The 21,971-nt window shown below is 39.0% G+C and carries 22 protein-coding genes; 5 read left to right on the top strand and 17 right to left on the bottom strand.

Annotated features, from left to right (window positions below; translation table 11 throughout):
• Positions 1–10: 10 nt before the first annotated feature.
• The 15 genes from LF817_RS14335 to LF817_RS14265 form a co-directional block, all read right to left on the bottom strand.
• Positions 11–667, bottom strand: coding sequence for a hypothetical protein (locus LF817_RS14335; RefSeq protein ID WP_253936492.1), 657 nt, complete (start codon positions 665–667; stop codon positions 11–13).
• Positions 668–1,303 carry a YhbD family protein gene (locus LF817_RS14330; RefSeq protein WP_253936491.1) on the bottom strand — a complete coding sequence of 212 codons (636 nt, stop codon included), beginning with the start codon at positions 1,301–1,303 and terminating at the stop codon, positions 668–670.
• 139 nt (positions 1,304–1,442) lie between these two features.
• The gene (locus LF817_RS14325) at positions 1,443–1,844 is read right to left on the bottom strand and encodes a VOC family protein (RefSeq protein WP_253936547.1); all 402 of its coding nucleotides are present in this window, start codon (positions 1,842–1,844) and stop codon (positions 1,443–1,445) included.
• A 660-nt stretch (positions 1,845–2,504) separates the two neighbouring features.
• The gene (locus LF817_RS14320) at positions 2,505–3,548 is read right to left on the bottom strand and encodes a FecCD family ABC transporter permease (RefSeq protein ID WP_253936490.1); all 1,044 of its coding nucleotides are present in this window, start codon (positions 3,546–3,548) and stop codon (positions 2,505–2,507) included.
• Between the two features lie 25 nt (positions 3,549–3,573).
• Positions 3,574–4,587: a FecCD family ABC transporter permease gene (locus LF817_RS14315; RefSeq protein WP_253936489.1), complete on the bottom strand. Its 1,014-nt coding sequence runs from the start codon at positions 4,585–4,587 to the stop codon at positions 3,574–3,576.
• A gap of 51 nt (positions 4,588–4,638) precedes the next feature.
• Positions 4,639–5,613, bottom strand: coding sequence for an ABC transporter substrate-binding protein (locus LF817_RS14310; protein ID WP_253936488.1), 975 nt, complete (start codon positions 5,611–5,613; stop codon positions 4,639–4,641).
• Entirely contained in the window at positions 5,610–6,194 is a 585-nt protein-coding gene (locus LF817_RS14305) for a nitroreductase family protein (RefSeq protein WP_253936487.1), read from the bottom strand. Before LF817_RS14305 ends, LF817_RS14310 begins: the two co-directional genes overlap by 4 nt.
• 422 nt (positions 6,195–6,616) lie before the next feature.
• Positions 6,617–6,856: a hypothetical protein gene (locus LF817_RS14300; RefSeq protein ID WP_253936486.1), complete on the bottom strand. Its 240-nt coding sequence runs from the start codon at positions 6,854–6,856 to the stop codon at positions 6,617–6,619.
• Between the two features lie 588 nt (positions 6,857–7,444).
• Positions 7,445–7,783, bottom strand: a complete 339-nt coding sequence (locus tag LF817_RS14295) for an avidin-fold protein (protein WP_253936485.1) — start codon at positions 7,781–7,783, stop codon at positions 7,445–7,447.
• 659 nt (positions 7,784–8,442) lie between these two features.
• A complete protein-coding gene (gene ltrA / locus LF817_RS14290; protein ID WP_253936484.1) occupies positions 8,443–10,257 on the bottom strand; it encodes a group II intron reverse transcriptase/maturase in 1,815 nt (604 codons plus the stop codon).
• 1,140 nt (positions 10,258–11,397) lie between these two features.
• Positions 11,398–11,907 carry a GNAT family N-acetyltransferase gene (locus LF817_RS14285; protein ID WP_253936483.1) on the bottom strand — a complete coding sequence of 170 codons (510 nt, stop codon included), beginning with the start codon at positions 11,905–11,907 and terminating at the stop codon, positions 11,398–11,400.
• Positions 11,908–12,636: 729 nt separating this feature from the next.
• Positions 12,637–13,038 (bottom strand): hypothetical protein, encoded by a 402-nt coding sequence (locus LF817_RS14280; protein ID WP_253936482.1) that lies wholly within the window; start codon positions 13,036–13,038, stop codon positions 12,637–12,639.
• A 22-nt stretch (positions 13,039–13,060) separates the two neighbouring features.
• Positions 13,061–13,858 carry a hypothetical protein gene (locus LF817_RS14275; protein WP_253936481.1) on the bottom strand — a complete coding sequence of 266 codons (798 nt, stop codon included), beginning with the start codon at positions 13,856–13,858 and terminating at the stop codon, positions 13,061–13,063.
• Positions 13,859–14,078: 220 nt separating this feature from the next.
• Positions 14,079–14,228, bottom strand: a complete 150-nt coding sequence (locus tag LF817_RS14270) for a hypothetical protein (RefSeq protein ID WP_253936480.1) — start codon at positions 14,226–14,228, stop codon at positions 14,079–14,081.
• Between the two features lie 705 nt (positions 14,229–14,933).
• Entirely contained in the window at positions 14,934–15,212 is a 279-nt protein-coding gene (locus LF817_RS14265) for a YesK family protein (protein WP_253935467.1), read from the bottom strand.
• Between the two features lie 853 nt (positions 15,213–16,065).
• On the opposite strand from LF817_RS14265, the gene LF817_RS14260 reads away from it, so the two are divergent.
• A complete protein-coding gene (locus LF817_RS14260; RefSeq protein WP_253936479.1) occupies positions 16,066–16,680 on the top strand; it encodes a hypothetical protein in 615 nt (204 codons plus the stop codon).
• A gap of 73 nt (positions 16,681–16,753) precedes the next feature.
• Here the strand turns inward: LF817_RS14260 and LF817_RS14255 are convergent, their stop codons facing one another.
• On the bottom strand, positions 16,754–17,056 hold the full coding sequence (locus LF817_RS14255) for a hypothetical protein (protein WP_253936478.1): 303 nt from the start codon (positions 17,054–17,056) through the stop codon (positions 16,754–16,756).
• Positions 17,057–17,251: 195 nt separating this feature from the next.
• Here LF817_RS14255 and LF817_RS14250 point away from each other — a divergent pair, with 195 nt between their 5' ends.
• Both LF817_RS14250 and LF817_RS14245 read left to right on the top strand, forming a co-directional pair.
• The gene (locus LF817_RS14250) at positions 17,252–17,908 is read left to right on the top strand and encodes an MtnX-like HAD-IB family phosphatase (protein ID WP_253936477.1); all 657 of its coding nucleotides are present in this window, start codon (positions 17,252–17,254) and stop codon (positions 17,906–17,908) included.
• Positions 17,901–18,953: an iron-containing alcohol dehydrogenase family protein gene (locus LF817_RS14245; RefSeq protein ID WP_253936476.1), complete on the top strand. Its 1,053-nt coding sequence runs from the start codon at positions 17,901–17,903 to the stop codon at positions 18,951–18,953. Before LF817_RS14250 ends, LF817_RS14245 begins: the two co-directional genes overlap by 8 nt.
• 411 nt (positions 18,954–19,364) lie before the next feature.
• On the opposite strand, the gene LF817_RS14240 is transcribed toward LF817_RS14245, so the two are convergent.
• On the bottom strand, positions 19,365–19,733 hold the full coding sequence (locus LF817_RS14240) for a hypothetical protein (protein ID WP_253936475.1): 369 nt from the start codon (positions 19,731–19,733) through the stop codon (positions 19,365–19,367).
• 342 nt (positions 19,734–20,075) lie between these two features.
• Here LF817_RS14240 and LF817_RS14235 point away from each other — a divergent pair, with 342 nt between their 5' ends.
• Both LF817_RS14235 and LF817_RS14230 read left to right on the top strand, forming a co-directional pair.
• Positions 20,076–21,125, top strand: coding sequence for an IS1595 family transposase (locus LF817_RS14235; RefSeq protein ID WP_253936474.1), 1,050 nt, complete (start codon positions 20,076–20,078; stop codon positions 21,123–21,125).
• 256 nt (positions 21,126–21,381) lie between these two features.
• Positions 21,382–21,660: a YesK family protein gene (locus LF817_RS14230; RefSeq protein ID WP_253935467.1), complete on the top strand. Its 279-nt coding sequence runs from the start codon at positions 21,382–21,384 to the stop codon at positions 21,658–21,660.
• The last annotated feature ends 311 nt before the right edge of the window (positions 21,661–21,971 follow it).

Genomic DNA, 21,971 nt, shown 5'->3' with positions numbered 1-21,971 from the left:
TCCCCCGCTCTTAAATTTGATTAACTTGTGAAATATCTTTTGAATTCTTTTCTTTATTTGTAAACGTAGATCTATATTCTACTTTCTCAATATGGCAGCCCGGCCCTATTTCAATGTCATTTCCTCTAACTATTTTCGCCGTGGTATGCTCCAGGTAAATATGATCTCCTTCTATAACCTCTGCTTCTAGTGTGTAAGATCGCTTCAAGAAATTTCTACTTTTAATGCTGATCTTCTCACCGCCAATTTCACCGGCCTTGCTAGTAGCGCCTTGTAAATTAACCTGGAGATCACCCACATTTAACAATCCCGTAATTTGAAATCCACCTTTAACCATCATCTTTTCCAGCTCCACATTTTCAGACCCTTTGAGAAACCCTCTCATATCAAGCGTATTGGCTTTCATCGACTTCGCAACATTCAACTCACCAATAACTTTTATTCTTTGACTGTTCAATTTTTTATCTATATTTAAACTGCCCGTTACATGCAATTCGTCCATCGTAGCTTTCCCTTTTATATGACACTCCCCAATAATCTTTGTTTCCCGGGAACAAACATCTTCAGAAATTTCACCTTGTCCTGTAAGTTTTACTTTTTCGTAATCTCCACCAGGATAGCTTCCTTCTCCAATAATTTTTAAATTTTTATTTTGCACCTTTTCCATTTAAAAACCTCCCGTTACTAAGGAATTCAATAATTTATCCAATTCTGTATCTATGTCTAATAACACAGCCACTTTTGTTTTCTCATCCACATAAAAGTCATCGGAATTGGTAACGAGCAACACAGTTACAACACCCATTTTTCTTAACACGATTAGTGAAGTGCTCTTTTCCTCCAGCTTAGGAAAGTGGTCGTGTAAGGTTTGAATGATCTGCCTTCCTTCTTCCCATCCGACTTCTCCAGTTTCCAGCGATTGATCTAAAAGATAGATATAGAGCGAAGATTTGAAGGAGATCGTATCAAGTTCACCAAAGTGCTCTTCGTAAATAGCGACAGCATTAGACGAAACAATGTTTCGTTCGATGAAGTCCTCTCTGGATAGGTTTATGTCCTTTTTCTTCGGAGATAAAGCATTCGCTAACTCATCTAATGATAAAGTATCCTTTAATTCTTTAATTCTATTTATTCTTTCCAGCATCTTATCTCTTGGAAAAAATGTTTCCTGTCCAGTGAATGTTGATTTTCTAACGAACCAATCGTCTGGTATTAACTTTTTTCTCTTCCAACGATAGAGCTGGCCGTATGTAATGCCGGTTTGCTCTAATAAGTCTTTTTTCGATATTAATCCTTCATCCATGGTCTTCACCTCTTACCATTAATGTAACATAACACTGTTACACTGTAAAGATGCTTTGTATCTCTTCTAATAAAAAAAGAACCCATTATGCATGGATTCCTAGCTCTTCTATAAAGTGTATAGATTTAGGATTACTATCTTATGGTGATGGCGCAACAAATTCTACTTTTATTCGATCCGGATCTTCAAAGTAAACGGCATAATAATCCTCACCGCCCGCAAAAGGGTGCTGGTTTTCATATAAAATATTTATACCTCGCTCCTTAAGCATCTTTGTCATCTCATCGACTCTTTCACGTGAAGACGCGTGAAAAGCTAAATGATTCAACCCAGCCCTGCACCTGTGATAAGGGACGTCCAAATACTTATGTTCTGCTTGGACAAAAACTAAATACGTTGCCCCCAGCTTCCAACTTTGTCCTTCTCCCCATTTTTGGTAAGACTCATAACCTAACTCTTCGAGGAACCAGCCCCAAAATAATTCTGATTTCTCTAAATTGGAAACATACAGTTCTACATGATGAAGTAAGCCCTCCCCCATTGCAGCTGCCCCGGACAAATTGCTCCCGTGCACACTAGTAGAGGGGTCGTTTACTTCGTTCTGCTTTACCAACTTCCCATTTTCTTCACGTGTTTTATTTTCATTACTCATATTCTACTCCCTCCCTCTCCCTTTTTAAGAACACTAAATCAAAAAAACTAAAACCAAAAGCTAAACCTAAAGGAGCTCCAACGTCGTATATACTAAATTCCAGTGTTCGAAAGAAATAATCCAACAAATAATGGCTGCCCATAAAAACACTAAAGAGAACAAGAAATAGGAAAAACCTTTTTCTTATCTCAAACCACTTTAGATTCTTCATATTTCCCACTGCAAGAAGAATAGACAAAAACACTGTGAATAGAAGCAAAATGATGTAAAAAACAATAAAGTAGTAAGAATATGTATTATCTATATCCTGACTCATGATAAACAATGTCACTATCGTCCCAGCGAATATTAAGCTGTACAGACAGTAAATCAATTTTTTCATTGCCTTCTCCTTTCTGCAGCCTAAAATGAATATTTTCAAGTTGCCTTCATTGTAAAGGATTGTCCGCTCACAATAAACAAGAGATGAATATATACAGCTTCAGCGCAATCCTTCACAAACTCCAAAGAAAAACAGCAGACCAAATCGCATTGATTTGGTCTGCTGTATCAAAATTTATTCCTATGCTTTACTAATAAAAAGATAAAGAAAGGCGCCCCTACCCCAGCCGTGAAAATCCCCGCAGGTATATCACTCGGATAAAAAGCCGTCCGCGCAACGATATCGGCTAAAAATACGATCAGTCCGCCAATAAAGCCAGCTGAAGGAAGCAGATAGGAAAATGAACGTCCTACCAGCAGTCGCGCGATATGTGGAGCGACTAATCCTACGAAGCCGATGGTGCCTACGATAGAGACAGCTGCTCCGGCAAGCACTACACTGCTTAATAACAATACGAGTCGGTGCTTTTGCACACTCAGGCCGAGCCCGGCGGAAGTATCATCGCCCAGTTCCTGCACATTGAGAATAGCTGAATACATAATGATTAACGGTACAATGAGAAGCGCCCACGGCAGTAGTAAACGCAGACCTTCCCATGATGCTCCATAGATGCTTCCTGTCATCCAGATGTAAGCCTGGCTTGCCGAATAATCTGGGACCATCGTTAGAATGAGCATCGTACCGGCTTGCATCGCTGCCGATATGCCGATGCCGATCAGTACCAGCCGGATAGGTGTGACTCCTTCGTTCCATGAAATGACGTAGATGAGCAGTGAAGCCAGTAAGGCACCTGCGATAGCTGCAAAAGGAAGCCACTGAATGCCAAACGTATCCTGGAAAAAGCTGATGTAGCTTACCGCCGCTACGGCCGCTCCTCCAGTAATTCCGATAATATCCGGAGAAGCTAATGGATTACGCACGATTCCTTGAAGAATCGCCCCGGCTATCCCTAAACAGAAACCAGCCAGCAGAGATACAGCAGCCCTTGGAAATCGCAGCGTATTAATGATAAATTCATTCCCCACATTTCCGATCCCGAATACCGACTGTCCGATTTCCACGGGACTAAAAAAAGGATCCCCGAATCCGGGTCCTGCAAAAAGAGCCGAAATGGTGAGTGCCATTAAAAGAAAGGTTATGATTAGAGACTTCAAATCAATTTGAAAGGATATCGTATTTTTCTTAGTGCGAATGTTAATTTGTCTTCCCATACTGAAACTCCCTCCTCAACAGCCCTCACCTTTTCGTTAAACCATAGCGTGCAATATAAATAAAAAACGGTGTTCCAATCAATGCTGTCATAATCCCAACAGGTATTTCCTCGGGCATAATCAGCAATCTCGCTACTACGTCCGCACTGACGAGCAAGGAGGCACCGAGCACGGCACATAAAGGAATCAACCAGCGGTGATCCGGACCGAAAATCCCCCTTGTGATGTGCGGAACGACTAACCCGATAAAGCCGATGGCACCCGCGATGGATACAGAGCTCCCGGCAAGAATAATGACGATGACTCCAATCGCAATTTTTAAAAGAGTCGTTTTCTGTCCAAGGTTTTTCGCCACATCTTCTCCCGTCGCAAACACATTTAACGCATTCCCCATAAACATCGACACACCGACAGCTACGACGATAAAAGGGAGGATCGGATAAAGCATGTCGAGCGAGCGGCCGCTGATGGAACCCGTCAGCCAGAACAGGACCTGCTGCAGACCGTTCTCATCTAACACAAGCATCGCCTGCGTCATCGATGAAAACAAAGCACTGATCGCCGCTCCAGCTAACACCACTTTTATAGGGGTCATGCCTTCCCTGCCAAGCGAACCCAGCATAAATACGATGACCCCTGCCGCAGTTGCACCTAACAGCGCCATCCACATAATGTGAACGAGCGAAGTAAAAGAAAACAAGGTAATCGATAACACGACGAAAAACAGGGCTCCCGCATTGATTCCGAAGATGCTCGGAGAAGCAAGAGGATTGCCGGTTAACGCCTGCATCAACGCTCCCGCGATAGCAAGACATGCCCCAATCACACTGCCTAACACCGCCCGTGGCAGCCGTTCTTCTAAAATAACAATATGGTTAGTAGAAGAAGAGTTAAAACTAGTAAATGCCTGCACGATATCGTCCACTACAATCGCTGTCTGGCCAAAATATAAGCTTGATAGAAAGGCAGAAAGGAAGAGAAGTACGGCGATGGCAGCCCCTATGATTTTGGATAGGTTTGTTTTTAGTAAATAAGACATAATCAGCCGTTATCCTTTGACAGACAGAAAAAGGGAGATTCCCCCCTCCTTCTAGTCGTTATTTTCTTCTAAATCGTAAATCTCGTACAAGTCGTCCAGCATATGGTTCGCAGCTAAATAGCCGCCCGCACTGTTCCACGTCACTTCATCGACGTTGTGCACATTGTCATTCTGAACCGCATCAAGTTCCTGCCATAGAGGATGTCCTGTCCAATCTTCATACGTCTGCTGAATTTCGTCTTTTTCCGTTCCAGAATTAAAGTTGAAGATAACATCCGCATTCATTTCAGGAATACTTTCTTTAGACGTCAGCTTTACGCCCCACGTATCTTCTTTGTGATTATCCGGACGATCAAATCCAAGTTCATTTAGAATTCCACCGCCAAAGCCTGTGTAGAAAATTCTCGCATGGTCCGCACGGAAATTCGTAATGGCCGCTTCGACAGGAAAATGCCCTTCAGCTTCCATTTGAGATTTGAAGTCTTCTACTCTCTCATCCCATTCCGTTAGCAGCTCATCCGACTCTTCTTCTTTATCAAGCGACTGTCCCATGAGATCAACCGTGTCCTTCCATCCATAGATTTCATCGATCATGACCGTTGGAGCAATTTGAGAAAGTTCATCATAAATATCCTCGTGCCGGTCTTTGTTGGCAAAAATAACATCAGGCTCCTGCTTAGCGACTTCTTCTAAGTTAGGCTGTGTTTCCTCCCCAACTTGATCCACATCCTCAAGATCATCCCGCAAATATTTATAAACAGGCTGCTCCACCCACGACTCTACAATAGCAACAGGCTCAACATCTAAAGCTACGGCAGCATCATTAGCTCCCTGAAACAGCGAAACCACACGCTCCGGCTCCCCTTCAATTTCTGCCGTACCCATCGCATGCTCGACTTCACGAGTTTCTGATTCACCTGATTGATCGTCTGTTTCGCCTGAAGTTTCATCGGAAGAACTCCCGCACGCCGATAATACGAGTGATACGAAGAGCAGACTTCCGACTCCCCATTTATTTTTCATCATGTTAAACTCTCCTTTTTGTTAACGAATGTTAGTTTATCTTCTGCTTTCTTTCTTTCTTTAGCTTCTGGAATCTCTTCAGGATAGCCCATGTGGATGATCCCTACGATTTTTTCATCTTCTTGAACCCCGATATCCTCACAAAACGAGCCGGAATTTATGTACTGGTTGGTCTTCCAGATCATTCCGAGCCCTTGCTCCCAGCCAAGCAGCTGCAGGTTTTGGATCAATGCGCTTGTTGCTGCAAAATCTTCCTCCCATATTTTCTTTTTCTCACTCTCTTCCATCACAACCACTAAGTGAGCAGGGATATGGCGGTACCTCTCAATCAGCTTGTCAGGATTCTTCGTCGACAACTTGCCGCGCTCACACTCATTCTGCAGTGCATCAACGATTGTCTCTTTCCCTTCACCCGTGAATAACATGAAACGCCAAGGCTCCCTGACCCCATGATTCGGAGCCCAAACCGCATCGTTTAATAAATCAACGACAAGCTGTTTATCCACCGAAGTGCTTTGAAACTTCTTGATAGAACGTCGACCCTTCACCGTTTCAACTAATTGACTTTCTTCCACTTTCAGCATGTACTCACCCCTATTTAGTAATGATAATCATTTTCAATCAAAAATAATAAAAAAAATAACCCCGGCTCGAGGATATCTTTATTTTATAGCATAACTGATAACGGTTCTCATTATATACAAATAGGAGAAAAGTTGCAACCAATTATCAGAAAAAATTTTACGGCAGGAACTGGTCGGTTGGAGGAATTACGGATCGTAAGAGGGAATATGTATTTTACATTTAATTCATGTATGAAATGGCAGTATGTTTTTCGTATTGAAAAAAACCATCAATATATCACAAATGTATATAATTGATGTATATTGATGGTCTTTTTGTTCATGAAGTTTGTTAAAGTAAAGTCCCAGTTACTTTAATTTACAAATTTATGAGACTAAACAAAAAACTGCTCTTCCTTTATGGAATGATCTGGGCTAAAGCTTTAAGCAAAAAGAAATACATTGGCTATGGCTAATATAGCAAGACCTATTATAGCAATTACTTGATTCTTCTTTTCTTTTTGTTTACTGAAGACTAAAATTCCCATTATTATTAAAAAGCCTAACAAGGTATGGACAGACCATTGTAAGTAGTCGTTTTCTCCAACTACTTGTTTAAGTATTTCATTAATTATAAATAGATAACTAATAGCAAGTAACAAATTGCTCTTGTTTAAAATCATTAACGACTCCTCTCGACATTAGCTTCACAAATAATAATATATAAGCAGGTACCGCTCAATGAACAGTGCTTGCTTATATAATGATTATTTAGTATGAACTTTGTTCCCAAACATTGTTCAAGATTTGCCCCCGTTTCTATAAGACTTGATTTCAAGATATGTTGGAGCTGCCATTTCGTTTGGTCATGAATATAGCTTCTCGACTTTAATATTTAATTAAGTCAATATGGCCTTATCTCTCCGAACTAACTGTAGCCGATCCAATATTTATTTAACTAATTAGAGTTCTTTTTATCTTTATATACAAATACCTCTATTAGGAGCAATATCAATAACCCTAGTATAAATAGGAGCGTCTTATCCCAAATCAACAGAAAAGATAGAACGATTATTAAAAGTAAACTTCTTACCCACTGCTTGTGCAAATTTCTCATGTAGACCCACCATTTCTTAGATTAACGTCAAATAATTTAGTATTCATCTTAAAGTCATTTGTTTTGGATTTGTCCCCAATTCCGTAAGACTTGAATTCGAGATAATTTATATATAAATCACATGATTTTATTACACTAATTAATAAGGATCGCTTTATACTTCCTTAACGATGGATTTCCCTTCAGTTTGATCCTTATCAAGCCATTGCCACTCTTCATGCAGTTCGATTTTCCCTTGAGAGTTTATATGAGGAATGGATTTGCACTTTCCTCCTCTGATTTCATTTGAAGTGTTCACATGATTATATCGAAATTCTAAAGTGTCATCTTTATGTACAATACCTACTAATTTCCCTTTGACTATCTCTCCACCAGAATAATCAGCATAAAGAATATTCCCTTCTTGATAATAGTCAAAATATGTTTTGGAAGAAACTTCACCACTTTCTGTGTTCTCTATGGAAACAAAATGGCGGTTATTATAATTTATCATCTAAAACCCCTCCTAGAACTTGTAAGCGAAAATTTTATCACACAATTCCAAAAATTAAAACAGGAAGAAGGCAATCCAATCTTCGTGAATCGCCCCAGATTATGTAAGACTTGAATTCAAGATAATTTCACCTTTTATTATGTTTAATTTTCCAATTCATCCTTATTCTTGATAACATAAAAGATAATAAGAAAGGGGTTGCTTATATCACACAATTAACTAAAACTACGAAAGTTTTAATTGGAATAAGCATCTTACTACTTATTCCTGGAATTTTATCATTTTTTGGTATAGATACTATACCGCCAGGGTATTTTTTCCTAGCATTAGCCGCGACGCATTTTTCTCTTGCTTTTGAGTTTAAAAGAAACGATCACGAACACGCCACTTTTATGATATGGACGTGTATTGGGGCAACCGTGATGTTTTTGTTCGCTGGTCTCTTTGACTTAGGTATCCATTATAATCTTATACTTTTTATCTTTTAATATTTGCTATATTTAGAGTAAGAGGTGATGAATTCTCTACCGAGCAATCGTTAGCAATAGGTAAGCGTTTGAGGTTATCTCCGGCTTTTCCCCTGCTCCACACCGAACGTGCTAGTTTCCCAGCATCCGGCGTTCCATCTAAAGGTATGTACTAAATTATAAGTTCCTATGTTACTCTTCGAGACTAGATGCTTCGATCCCTTCCACCCCACATACCTTTCGGTATTGATTGATCTTATCTAAGATCAATCGATTCTGTGGTAATTGTTTAAGATAAACCTTTATCTTCTCTATATCTTTTACATGAATCAGTCGATGAATATCCTTATGAAGAATACGCAGGTTTTTAAATTGATCGCTTCCTCCGAGATTCTTTGGTACATAGTGGTGACAGTGAACATCTGAAGCGTGAAGATATTCGCCTGTAATTTCGCATTTCCCCATTTTCATACTATACCGACTAATTCGATTATCCAGGTATTCGACACTTCGATTCGGTAACGAAGACTTCATTAAGTGACCGATTTCTTTCTGGATATCCGGGCGAAGACTTTTGTGTATCTGTTCTCTGCCTGTCTTTGTGTAAAGCGAAAGTTTTGAACTGAAACTCATCGCATGAAATGTTTTCACATTTCCGATGGGAAATAGATACGTACCATTGATATAGATCGTTTTCGTTCCTAAACTAAAGGTTCTCTTATAAAAAGGCGGTGGCTGAAAAGGATGTTTTAGCGTTCCAACCGGTCGAAGGCGGTTCACTAAAAATGGTTTAAGATCGTAAGCAAGACGTGAGAACACCAGATTTACATGAGTCGCTCGCTTAAAGTATTGGTGAAGTCCCAGAACAAAACTATTGTAACGATGAATATTCTCAGCAGAAGGTGAACTTTTCATTCTCCGAATGAGCTTTTTCGCTTCCTGCTTCATTTTCTTTCTTTTAGAAGAAATGACCCCAGTATGAGCCACTCGTTTCTTACCCTTTTTATTCGCACGAATGGTGAACCCTAAGAACTCAGATTCTCGTTTTCTTAAGTTTACAATTTGAGATTTCTCCGGTGAGATGTCCAGTTTCAAACGCTCTTTAAGGTACAGACGTATCGCATGGTACCACCTTTGCGCTGTCTTTCCATCCCGACAAAGAATTTTAAAATCATCAGCATACCTGACCAGATATCCTTGTTTCAAATTCGTTTGTTTTCTCGCTCGCCTTCTGGCATCATCTGAACTGTAGGCTTTCGTCAGGGGAAATACTTCCCACTGGTCGGCAACCCATTGGTCTAGATCATTTAAGACGACATTAGAAAGAAGAGGGGATAAAATTCCACCTTGTGGCGAACCCTTATCGGGCACTCCTTCTCCATCAATTTCTGACTTGATCATTTTAGAAATACAAGCGAGTACCTTACGGTCTTGAATACCGATGTTCCAGAGTTGCCTCTTTAATAGACGGTGATTTACGTTATCAAAGAAACTCTTAATATCTACATCAACGACGTAATGAAGTTGACCGCGATTAATCAAAGATTGTATTCTTGCCATAGCATGATGAGCAGACCGTAGGGGTCTGAAACCGTAGCTATGTTTGAAGAATTGAGATTCTACAATCGGTTCGAGAACTTGTTTAAAGCATTGTTGGATCACTCGATCCAATATGCATGGAATCCCAAGGGGTCTCCATTTTCCGTTGTCTTTTTCAATCCATTCTCTGCGAACTTTCTTCGGGCAATAGTTTCTAAGTTTCGTTCGGACTTCGTTTACAAGATCATTTTCGGAGAGCTTTTTCATGTCATCGATAGTTTTCCCATCGGTGCCTGGTGTTTTAGATCCTTTATTAGTTTTGATCATGCGAAAGGCGAGCAGGATGTTTTCTCTAGATATGATGGTTTCATATAGATGAGAGAACGTATTTCCCTGACTCGCTTTTTCATGAAGATGCGAAAAGGTCTCCGTCATATTATAATAGTCCCAGTTTCGCAGCGTTGACACTGTGGCATCCCTCCTTTGGAGCGATGTTCCCACGTTCCTACCCGATCGGCGCCATTCACGTTAGGAAAATAATCGTTTCATACTCTAGACTTGGGGCTATTCCTCCACTTCTATTACAGAAGTTTCATCAGTCATTCCCCTACCCTCACAAGGATAAATGCTTTTCAGTATATCTTTATAGCAACCGTTTCGGGTGACAGCCCTTGATCCAACGTTCCTTGCTTTCCAAGTACCATACAACGTAGCTATCAATACTAGAATTAGGTGCTTCCTGTAAGCCTGTGAGCTGGATACCGCCTTGGTTCGGTATAGCGTCTTTCAGATGGGGCAGTTTTACTCCACACCACTCACGTCATCGTTAGATGACCACATAAGTTTCCTTACGTTCGTATCTTTAGACCCTTACCTTCGGAAGTTCGTCAGTTCCTATCTCAAAGAACGATTCTCACCTTAACTAAGTTTTAGCCGTCCGGCATATCCTCAGGCATACCTTTTCTTTGCAAATGGCTTTAGCCTTTGTTCTGCCGCCTTCACCTGTGCTTCATACCAAGAGACCTGTCCGTCTCAACGCATGCAGGAGTATTAACGGGATGGTTTCCAGAAACCTGGTTCCTTCATTCCCATCCTTCATTGTATAGTTGAAATTTAAGCCAATAAATTCCCTGCTTTTTCGCGCTGAAAAGCGCTTATAGCAGAACTTGTCGCGCGCCCCATTTAACGAAAGACTTGCTTTCAAGATATTTTATGTAATTTAAAAATTTACACACCAGCTACTTGAATTAGGAAGATGCTCATTTTTTATCAACTTGAAAGAGATAATATCCCTGTCAATAGAATTAATCCAGATAGAAATAATAATACAGCTGCCTGGGTTTTCCGGTTACTTTGGAACTCTGAAAAGCTGTAAATTAAAAGAATTGTCCCAATGAACAACTGCGTAAAATAAAGGATTTGAATGTTATCTGTTATCAAACTAAAAATTATTAAGGAAAATGCAATAATGGCTGATACAATTCTAATTATTTTTATCAGTACTCCCCCTTTATTGTATGTATTCAACAACGGTAGCCACGCAAAACCTATTGTTCAACTAACGCTCCCTATTGTGGAAGACTCGATTTCAAGATAAAGTTAAATCAGCTATTGGATCTTCCGAATGTCTTTCCATCCATAAACAACTTCATTTAGTCTTTTCCCAGAGACTTCAATCTCAATAATATCCACTTTTTCAGCTCCAACTTTTTCATAGAAAAAACGGGAATGATTGTCTTCTAAGACTAGAACAAGCATTGAATAAATTCCTAGATCCTCTAGTTCTTGTATTATTGGCTCTAATAGCTGTTTTCCTAAACCTTTTCTTTGATGATCTTTTAATATGTAAATGGCATAAAGTTCTCCTTCAAATTCAGGATACTTTCCTGTCCTTTCAGGCCCGCCGTTAGAGAAGCCTATTATCTTTCCCTTATTGTCTTCAGCTATATAAACTGGCTGCATAGAGATTAAATCTTTCCACTTTTTTCCCCGGCTTTCGTAGGTCATCTTTCTTAAGTACTCGTCAGGTACTATGTCCTTGTATGTTGAATGCCAGCTATCAACCTGAACTTTTGCCACACCCTCTGCATCTGTTACAGTTGCCTTTCTAATCTTCATACTTCACATCCCTTAATCATTAATCTCGTGCCTATGATTAGTTCCAATTATTTCAAATTCTCACCCTTTACTCAACAGTATTTACTAAAAAGGCATAATCCCCCTCTGGAAGCACGCCTTGTGACTAAAGACAATAAATACCCTCTAAAGATGGTTTGTTATTGCTGAATTGCCCCCGTTAAAGGAAGACTTGAATTCGAGATAAAATAATTAACTTTTCTCCGTTTTACTATAAAATTTAGCCCATAGATAAAAGATAATCACGGTTACTATTGGAAGAAAAGATGGTATCCATTGATAGTGGTTAGGCAAGGTGAAAAATAAAATTATCGTTAATAACCATACCGGAATAACCCAAATAAAAAACATTCTAACTATTTTATTTCTAAAACTAAGCTCAAACTCCATCATTCATCCCCCTTTTTTTATACAGGTTCTTGGACAACGTTATTTTATATTATCTTTTGAAACTAAGTCTTCAACTATCCTGCCTTGATAGTAAAAAAAGCGATTGTTCTTATTGGGCAATCGCCCCAGTTAACGGAATACTTGATTTCGAGATATTGAAGCAGATGTTCAACTAACGCACCCGTTAGTTCAAATAAGAAGCAGGAGAAGAAGTTTATTATAATTCATTAAAGCATGCTGATCGTAGGTGAAGTGAAGAAAACACCCCATCGACAATTCGTCGACGAGTTCTCTTATAGGAACGATTGAGCCTGAACCAGCTTACTTGAGGTACCAAATGGCAGCGGCCACAACGGACAGGGTCGGCAGGTAAAAAATCAATAATGTGTTCGAACAAATAGCCTCCACCAGAGTACCAGCCTTTGTTTTATACTGGTCAGTATTCAAAGAAAAATCAATCTCCTCGTTATCGAGGGTGGTCACACGCTCGTACAATTTGACATATAACCGTCCCTGGTGGATAAAATAGCCGTCTAATACCCAAAAGAATAGGGATGGGATTAATGCTAGGAACATAAACTTCGAATCCATTTGTTCAATGTTCGCAAAAGCTAATAAACCTACCACCAGCGTCACAGTCCACCCTTTCAATAAGAAAGAATTAGATGCCATGCGGGATATTACATTCTGAATCATTTCAAGATGTCTCATTTTTTCTTCCACTTATTTTCATCTCCTGTGATTGTTATCCGTATAACGCCTCGTTCTTGAATTTTATTAATCTCTTACTCCTGTATAGGACATCAAGTACGTGGATTGCTTGACCCATCTTGTACTGTTGGTGCCAGTCTTTAATGTCATCAGTAGAGAGCAATGTCAGATGATCGAGGTCTACGTTATAAACGATGTCCAGTTTCTTTTGAGCGGCTTCATACTTCCAAGACTTCTCCAACTCCTCATGTCGCTCCGGATTCTTCTTTCGCAACACATGGGATGTGGCAATTTCACTATAAATCCACGGAGATTTTGTTTTTTTCTCGATAGCATCACGGGTCGTGATGGAATTTGGGGTGTTGACGAAAATGAGGCACTCGGTTTTATCCATCATCTTAGTCAAAGCGGATGACAGCATCATATGCACATGGCTGGTGGAGTAATTCCTAAGATTGTAGTTGTACGTAGCCCCTGTGTCTGTTTTATTTTTGCAAAATTCGTCATCGATCTTTTTCAGGAGATCATCTGCATACCCCCACACACAGGAGTCGATAAACGCTTTCAATCCGAATTCCTCTTTCAACATGGCCGCAAATGCCATGGTGAGTTTTTGGTCCCCGTGGGAGTGAGAAAGAAAGATGTCCGCATCTACATCTGGAAACCAATCATCCTGCAACGCCGACCCATCGAGGCTCCCTTCATCCAATACGAAACGATCCAACTCTTTTTGGATGTAATTCTTCTGTTTGTTGAACGCAACTTCCCCCGCATTTTTATAGCTCGAAAGAAAAGCGGTATCCAACCCATTTAAGTTAAATCCGGCAAACATATTGAATCCTCCTTTTGTAACCCATTAAGGCCTGTATCTAAAACGTACCCTTTTATTGCCAACGGTGTCAATTTAGATAATTCATATATTGATTATATACATTTTTCTTTTGTTTCATTGATGGGCTCACGCAGCAGGCCGGACATGACGACCCGAAAACCACGATGATCTATACCACGCCGAATGAATCTGCAGGAAGTTGGAGAATGATTAGACAACCTTAATAAAAATGATGCTCTTCATCTTTACGGTTTGAAGCTATGTACTTATTGGACGTTACTGTAATCTGTTTAGAAACTATATCATCGTCAATTGCTATGTATGTAGTGCCTTTTAAGTCATCATCATTCAACTTAAAAAAACGTTTCATTATGTTCCTCCAATCTACTTTTTTTTTATTTGCTCTGTTACTTTTATAAGAAAATGCTAATCTCCTTTTTGAAGAAAAGCCCCCTTTAACGAAAGACTTGCTTTCAAGATATTTTATGTAATTTAATAATTTACACACCAGCTACTTGAATTAGGAAGATGCTCATTTTTTATCAACTTGAAAGAGATAATATCCCTGTCAATAGAATTAATCCAGATAGAAATAATAATACAGCTGCCTGGGTTTTCCGGTTACTTTGGAACTCTGAAAAGCTGTAAATTAAAAGAATTGTCCCAATGAACAACTGCGTAAAATAAAGGATTTGAATGTTATCTGTTATCAAACTAAAAATTATTAAGGAAAATGCAATAATGGCTGATACAATTCTAATTATTTTCATCAGTACTCCCCCTTTATTGTATGTATTCAACAACGGTAGCCACGCAAAACCTATTGTTCAACTAACGCCCCAGATACACTAAGAATTGAATTCAAGATAATTAGTTTTTTTCAAAATTATATTAAACCCAAAATTTCAGTCTTTAATAATGTGAAGTACATTATAAGAGTAAACACTATATCACAAATTGTTACTTTATAAGCGTTAGGGTTGTGTGCATAACTTACATTCCATAAACCGCTCTCCCCATTTAAGAAACAGCAACAAAGAAAATAAGTATATACTACGGACTTTACTAGATAAGCCTAATTCCTTATTGTATTTAGTTTTACTTTTACCCCCATTGCAAATGACGCAAGAGCAAAAATGATTAAAAAGAAACAAAGAATGCCATAAGCTGCACCTTCAAAACCCCTAATGTTCACAAAGCCGTGATAAAAGAGAATGGCAGCAATTATTGTTAAAAAGCATCCAGGTAACATCCTGACAAATAAGGAAAAACCCTTTTTACTGAACCACCAAGTAAGCGTCAATACAATTATCCCTGGTATTAAAGACACTAATAAAGGTCCATAAAGCATCATAAGAACACCCCCTTTTAATTAGATTTTGCCAGATAATATTGGTTTTCCTAAAGAAAATTAAGTACCCCTACATTACAAAAGTTCAATAATCTTTCTCATTCTCCACCGAAAGAATCCTCTCATATTACAAATACGATACCAATCCAATTTAGTTTCAAAACGCCTAATATCTCGATACTGAGTCTTCCACTATCCTGCCCTATACTTGAAGACTCAGTTCCGAGATATCCTCCCAAACATTGAATAAACATACTCGTTCATGCACTTAATAATGAGTTTATTTATACCACTATTCTAGTAAACATGCTGCCAAAACCTACAAAGAATAAATGTCCTATTCAGGGAATATGCTGTTAGTGTTCGAATTTCTCTCCACAACGGAAGAAACCTGCTCATCAGTGACTGAAATATTCACTCACATTATTTAAAGGTAGGCTTTAGTCGGTGTTTTAGGATAATAAAAACTAAATTATTATACTTAATGTTAAATTAATTGCACTATTAAAATACATAAGTATACCTTCCTCCGAAAATATCTTCCATTGTGCTCAAGCGATTACTAAACTCCAAACACACCATTCCCCCATTTATATAAACTGTAAGAAAAACTTTCTCTAGATAAAGTAAGCTAGTAGAACCACTTCGACAAAATGCATTATTTTCTTGCTTTTAAACGTAATTCATAGCACTATTACTGCCCTGCAATTTACATAAAGTGGCACAATCCACCACCAAACCACAGAAATATGCTCTAAATGGTTTATCCCCCAACAAGATAGGTTATAACTATACCATCACACAAACCAAGAAGCCTTCACGACACACGAAGGCCCCAGGAAAGGAAAGAGGACCTATGACTACACCACAAAAAATCGTCGATCGTCTAATTCACTTTACCGTTGAGGCCTATAACGACAGCTATTATTCCGTAAAGATTCAGAAGCTGCGTCACGATTACGAGTGTGCCCTCGGGAAAGCGATCCAAATGTATAAAGAAGCAAATGAAGATATCCGCCCAGAAGTAAAGCGCTACAATGAACTTATTTTAAAAATTAAAATGATTTTCCAACATAATTGCTGCGAGACCGTCGAGGAAATCCTCGCGCTGGATGAGAAGCTGCGAGCTAGTAATAAAGCTTGTCCGGACGCACCTGTCCAGAATCATCCGTATGAGATCGTCGATCGTTTACTTTACTTAACGGCTGAAGCTTATAATGACGCACCTTCTTCTAAAGCTCAGCAAAAGCTGAAACATGATTATGAATGTGCAATAGAAGATGCGGTGGAAATTTATAAGAAGTCGTACTATAAGATGCGTCAGGAATCGGTTCGATACAATGAATTCCGTGAAAAAGTGAAGCAATTCTTCGGACAGAATGACTGCGAACATGTCGAGCGTATCCTTACGTGGGACGAGGACTTGCATGATGGCATCAGCATCCGAAGAAGCCATGGCTATATCAAATAAAAAAACACTCCAATCTGGAGTGTTTTTTTACGAGCGATTATGTATGGACGATAGTGCGTAAGTTTAAACAAATTCAATTCGACACCACTTCTTTTTGTCTCACTAAACCAACAAGCACATACCCAAAAGCCACAACCACACTCGCAATCAAAGAAATATTGATCGGACCGCTCCCTACTTCCATACTGCTGCTGACCATTTCTTTTTGTCCGTTCATTTCTTCATAAGTTACTTCGTTTTTCTTCAGCAAATGCCATCCTTCTCCTACACTCTCGCCTTCTGCGACATCAATAGACATCGTATATACGCCTAAAAGGCCGAAGCAAACAAAGAAACTGAGCAACAGCACTACGCTTGATCGCTTCATCCAGTTCATCACGCCACCTCCCCATGCATTTCGGCTTACTTTTGAATTCATGTTATCACAAAATAAATAAACTTCCTGCACTATTATCCATAACACCCAAAATCCAGTTACTAGATTCGACTTTTCCACGCAAGGTCTCGTCACTTCATATGAAAAATCTGTTACACTATACATATTAAAATAAGAATAATAGGAGCTGAGATCGTGAAGAAATGGGCGTTTGTTTCCGACTTTGATGGGACAATTTCAACGAAAGACTTTTATTGGATCGTAATTGAGAAATACTTTCCTGAAGGGGAAGAGCTGTTTAAGAAGTGGAAAGCAGGCGAGATGAAAGATATCGAGTTTTTAACGACTGTCTTTTCTTCGATCAATCAGGAGGAACAGCAGATTATTGAAGAAATCCGGCAGATTCCTATTGATTCTTACATCCCTGAGTTTATTAAAACGATCCAAAATCATGGCGGCGACTTTTATATATTAAGTGCAGGTACTGATTATTACATTCATCACATTTTAGAAAAATATGATATTAAACAGGTGACTGTGTTGTCCAACGAGGGATACTATCACGATAAAAATGTACATATGAATTTAGATCCCGAGCATCGTCATTTTTCTGAGCGGTATGGGATCGACAAGTCAAAAGTGATCCAGGACCTTAAGAAAGAGTATGAAACGGTCCATTTTGCAGGCGACAGTGAGCCGGATTCCCATCCTGCGGTTTATGCTGACCTCACTTTTGCAAAAGATGTATTACAGGACATTCTGAAAGAAAAGCATATTCCTTTTATCCCTGTCACAACGTTTAAAGAGATCGAAGCCGAATTAAAAAGAAAAGGATTTCTCCCTCATGTCTAATCCCATTACGAATATCCCGATCCCGGCAATATTGGAAATTGACAATGGCATCATTTTTCAGCTTGAGGATGTTCTTAAAAAACATGGATTTAAAAAAGTACTCATCATCTTTGATGACTTTACGTTTGAACAATATGAAAAGAAAGTGAAACATTCATTCTCCAGTATAAAAGCGGATACGCTGCTAATCAAAGATAATCTGGATATCAAAGATTTAATCTCCAAAGCCTTTACGCTTGAAACATTCGATGTGATCATCGCTATCGGCGGAGGGGCTGTCATAGATTACGGCAAATACATCGGATTTTCAAGAAACACACCTTTTATTAGTGTCCCTACCTCCGCTTCAAACGATGGGTTTGCCAGCAGCAATTGCTCCTTATCGATTGAAGGCAAGAAAACGACCGTTCCTGCAAAAATTCCATACGGCATTATTGCGGATCTCGATATTATAAAAAATGCTCCACATAAGTTTATATTAGCGGGGGTCGGCGATTTGATGTCTAACGTGACCGCTCTTTATGACTGGGAGTTTGAAGAACAACATGATGTAGACCGTGTAAACGCATTTGCTTCGATGCTGAGCAAGAAAGCGGTCAATAGTTTCATTCGAACACCAATGGAAGATATTAAAAATCCAATGTTTCTAAAAGAACTCGTCAGCTCATTAACGATGGGAGGGGTTGCCACAGTCATTAGCGGGAACAGCGCACCCATTAGTGGATCAGAACACCTGATTTCTCATGCACTTGATAAATATGCAGAAAATCATCACATGCATGGGATCCAGGTAGGCGTCGCCACTTATATTATGGCAAATGTTCAAGGTCATCGAGCGGAGCGGATGCACAAAGTATTCAGCCGTACGGGCTTTTTCGATTATGTACCCTCTTTACACATGACCACAGCTGATTTTAAACAAGCGATTGAAAGAAGTCCTCACATGAAACCGCACCGCTATACTTATTTGCATGACGACGATTATCGAGAGAAAGCATTGCATTTTTTAGAGACTGATCCAATTTTACAGGAAATCCTATTATAAGGAGAGGGCGGCTGCTCTTTCCTTTTTTAATGGTTTAAGACTCGAATTCAAAGTAACGAAGCATTGTACAAGCTTCTCTAAAATATTAGGTGTTCTTCTTATAAGTCTTGTATGTGAAAATCTTTAACAGGATCAATTTAAACACCCCAAGGATGCAGTTACTTGCATCAACTTATTGTCTTCAACTAATTTTGGGGGCATTTTACTGAGAATGTAAAATTTTTTCAACTTTCTCTTCGTTGATATTCAACCTGACTTTATCTTAACTACCTATAGGTTTATCAAGTAATGAATTCAAAAAATAATACGGCTCGCTTCCAACCTGAGCCATACAGGTTGCTTCCGTTTACAAAAAAGCAATTGCTCAAATTGAACAATCAGTCCGTTTGTTGAAGAAGAAAACGCTAAAGTTTACTCCTTTTCAACAATAACTTCACTCGCAACTCTATTGTCAATATCGTTATTTTCCCCTTTATCAATCACCCATAAATGTACAATCGGATGTTCTGCTTCTTTTACAAATTTTTTTAATTCATTAAACCCTTCAACTTCTCCACTAAGTTTTGTTTTATCATCAATCACAATCTCATATGACGGATATTGTGCTTCAGGGTCAATATCGTCTTCCCCTATTATGATGCTCTTTTCCTTCACCTCAAGTATCGCACCTTGGTAGTCAGCATCGTCCTTATTGTCATCTTTATCAACTTCACTTCCACATCCAACTATTATTAAAAATAGAAAAAATAAAGGTATGATGCTTCGTATTTTCTTTCGCATGTTAGCCCCCCTTAAATCTTTCTTATTCCATAAACCTGGTTTGTTAAATAGGGCTGCATCTTTTATCAAAGATTAATTGAAAAAAATTACTTTACGGACTATAACCCAAGCTCATACTAAAGAAAAAAGCATATCCGAAAAGAATTGCCATACCAACTACCAGGAAAAGAATCATAAGAATTTTACCTTGAAGGTCTTTTTCTCTTTTATACCAAGATAAACTTAGGATTAGAAATATAATGGCAGTCGGTACTAAATATAAGGCTCTGTTAAAGTTTAATGTTGATATTTGCTCAAATCGAACAAATGTTCTATAATAGAGTCATCAAATAGGAGCAGGTGATGACTGTGAGAGCAACCGATATCCTTAAAGCCATTCAAAAACTGAATCCAGCGGAAAAGCATCGGTTACGGGAATATTTAATCGATGCTCTTACTGCATCATCCTCTACGGGAACCGCACTACAAGAGATTTCAGAACGAAAGCATAAGGAAGGTTATCGTTGTCCTGATTGCGAGTCAGAACATATTGTTCGATTCGGAAAATACTCGACTATCGTGGACGGTGAGGAAGTGAAGAAACAGCGTTATCGCTGCAAGGCTTGCCGTATGACGTTCACGGACCTCACCAATACCGCCTTATACCGCACGCGCCATCTCCATCGCTGGATGAAATTTATCGAATGTATGATAGAGGGGTATTCCCTTCGTAAATCAGCACAGTTGATTGGGGGCGTCACTCACGTCACTTTGTTCTATTGGAGGCATAAGCTCCTATCGGCATTAAAACAAATGGATAGTTCACATTTTCAAGGTATCGTCGAAATGGATGAGACCTATTTCCTGTACTCAGAAAAAGGGAAAAGGAAGATTGACGATAGAAAGCCTCGCAAACGGGGTGGTTCCGCAAAGAAACGCGGCATTAGCAATGAACAGGTATGCGTACTGGTCGCAAGAGACCGTGACAAGGTGACCTTTTCGCAGACTTTGGGTGTGGGACGACTCACAAAAGAGCAATTGGACAAAGCCATCGGACATAAACTTTCCAACGAGAATGTGTTATGCACCGATGCTTGGCGTGCCTTTAAAACGTATGCGTTTGATAATGGAATGGCTATCTATCAATTCAAATCAGACGGAAAAATTCGTACCAAAGGGCTTTATCACATCCAGAACGTCAACAACTACCACCGAAGGCTGAAAGGGTGGATACAGCGCTTTAATGGTGTGGCAACGAAGTATCTCAACAATTATTTAACCTGGTTTCAAGTATTAGAAAGCATTCATCATCAGCGAAATGAAGTGACGATGAAGGATATGATGGTAAAAGGGAATTTATTTCCAAGTGTCGAAACTTATGATACCCTTAGATTATCTACTTTCACGATATAACTGCTGAATCTTGTTCCCTAAGGGGGATTTATCTCGAAACTGAGTCTTCCAGTATAGGGCAGGATAGTGGAAGACTCAGTATCGAGATATTAGGCGTTTTGAAACTAAATTGGATTGGTATCGTATTTGTAATATGAGAGGATTCTTTCGGTGGAGAATGAGAAAGATTATTGAACTTTTGTAATGTAGGGGTACTTAATTTTCTTTAGGAAAACCAATATTATCTGGCAAAATCTAATTAAAAGGGGGTGTTCTTATGATGCTTTATGGACCTTTATTAGTGTCTTTAATACCAGGGATAATTGTATTGACGCTTACTTGGTGGTTCAGTAAAAAGGGTTTTTCCTTATTTGTCAGGATGTTACCTGGATGCTTTTTAACAATAATTGCTGCCATTCTCTTTTATCACGGCTTTGTGAACATTAGGGGTTTTGAAGGTGCAGCTTATGGCATTCTTTGTTTCTTTTTAATCATTTTTGCTCTTGCGTCATTTGCAATGGGGGTAAAAGTAAAACTAAATACAATAAGGAATTAGGCTTATCTAGTAAAGTCCGTAGTATATACTTATTTTCTTTGTTGCTGTTTCTTAAATGGGGAGAGCGGTTTATGGAATGTAAGTTATGCACACAACCCTAACGCTTATAAAGTAACAATTTGTGATATAGTGTTTACTCTTATAATGTACTTCACATTATTAAAGACTGAAATTTTGGGTTTAATATAATTTTGAAAAAAACTAATTATCTTGAATTCAATTCTTAGTGTATCTGGGGCAATTCCGAAACAAAAGAATGGGAAGGTGTTTAATACCCCTTTTTATAGGAGGAATAAAATGAATGATTATAT

Origin of the sequence: Halobacillus sp. A1 (assembly GCF_024189295.1) — a bacterium.
GTDB lineage: Bacteria > Bacillota > Bacilli > Bacillales > Halobacillaceae > Halobacillus_A.
Note: the sequence above shows the minus strand (reverse complement) of the source record. Positions and strands in the feature narration are given on the sequence as shown.

Coding starts and splice junctions, on each gene's coding strand:
- LF817_RS14335 (WP_253936492.1), bottom strand. CDS start 667: ATGGAAAAGGTGCAAAATAAAAATTTAAAAATTATTGGAGAAGGAAGC.
- LF817_RS14330 (WP_253936491.1), bottom strand. CDS start 1,303: ATGGATGAAGGATTAATATCGAAAAAAGACTTATTAGAGCAAACCGGC.
- LF817_RS14325 (WP_253936547.1), bottom strand. CDS start 1,844: ATGGGGGAGGGCTTACTTCATCATGTAGAACTGTATGTTTCCAATTTA.
- LF817_RS14320 (WP_253936490.1), bottom strand. CDS start 3,548: ATGGGAAGACAAATTAACATTCGCACTAAGAAAAATACGATATCCTTT.
- LF817_RS14315 (WP_253936489.1), bottom strand. CDS start 4,587: ATGTCTTATTTACTAAAAACAAACCTATCCAAAATCATAGGGGCTGCC.
- LF817_RS14310 (WP_253936488.1), bottom strand. CDS start 5,613: ATGATGAAAAATAAATGGGGAGTCGGAAGTCTGCTCTTCGTATCACTC.
- LF817_RS14305 (WP_253936487.1), bottom strand. CDS start 6,194: ATGCTGAAAGTGGAAGAAAGTCAATTAGTTGAAACGGTGAAGGGTCGA.
- LF817_RS14300 (WP_253936486.1), bottom strand. CDS start 6,856: ATGATTTTAAACAAGAGCAATTTGTTACTTGCTATTAGTTATCTATTT.
- LF817_RS14295 (WP_253936485.1), bottom strand. CDS start 7,783: ATGATAAATTATAATAACCGCCATTTTGTTTCCATAGAGAACACAGAA.
- LF817_RS14285 (WP_253936483.1), bottom strand. CDS start 11,907: ATGAAGATTAGAAAGGCAACTGTAACAGATGCAGAGGGTGTGGCAAAA.
- LF817_RS14275 (WP_253936481.1), bottom strand. CDS start 13,858: ATGTTTGCCGGATTTAACTTAAATGGGTTGGATACCGCTTTTCTTTCG.
- LF817_RS14270 (WP_253936480.1), bottom strand. CDS start 14,228: ATGAAACGTTTTTTTAAGTTGAATGATGATGACTTAAAAGGCACTACA.
- LF817_RS14265 (WP_253935467.1), bottom strand. CDS start 15,212: ATGATGCTTTATGGACCTTTATTAGTGTCTTTAATACCAGGGATAATT.
- LF817_RS14260 (WP_253936479.1), top strand. CDS start 16,066: ATGACTACACCACAAAAAATCGTCGATCGTCTAATTCACTTTACCGTT.
- LF817_RS14255 (WP_253936478.1), bottom strand. CDS start 17,056: ATGAACTGGATGAAGCGATCAAGCGTAGTGCTGTTGCTCAGTTTCTTT.
- LF817_RS14245 (WP_253936476.1), top strand. CDS start 17,901: ATGTCTAATCCCATTACGAATATCCCGATCCCGGCAATATTGGAAATT.
- LF817_RS14240 (WP_253936475.1), bottom strand. CDS start 19,733: ATGCGAAAGAAAATACGAAGCATCATACCTTTATTTTTTCTATTTTTA.
- LF817_RS14235 (WP_253936474.1), top strand. CDS start 20,076: ATGACTGTGAGAGCAACCGATATCCTTAAAGCCATTCAAAAACTGAAT.
- LF817_RS14230 (WP_253935467.1), top strand. CDS start 21,382: ATGATGCTTTATGGACCTTTATTAGTGTCTTTAATACCAGGGATAATT.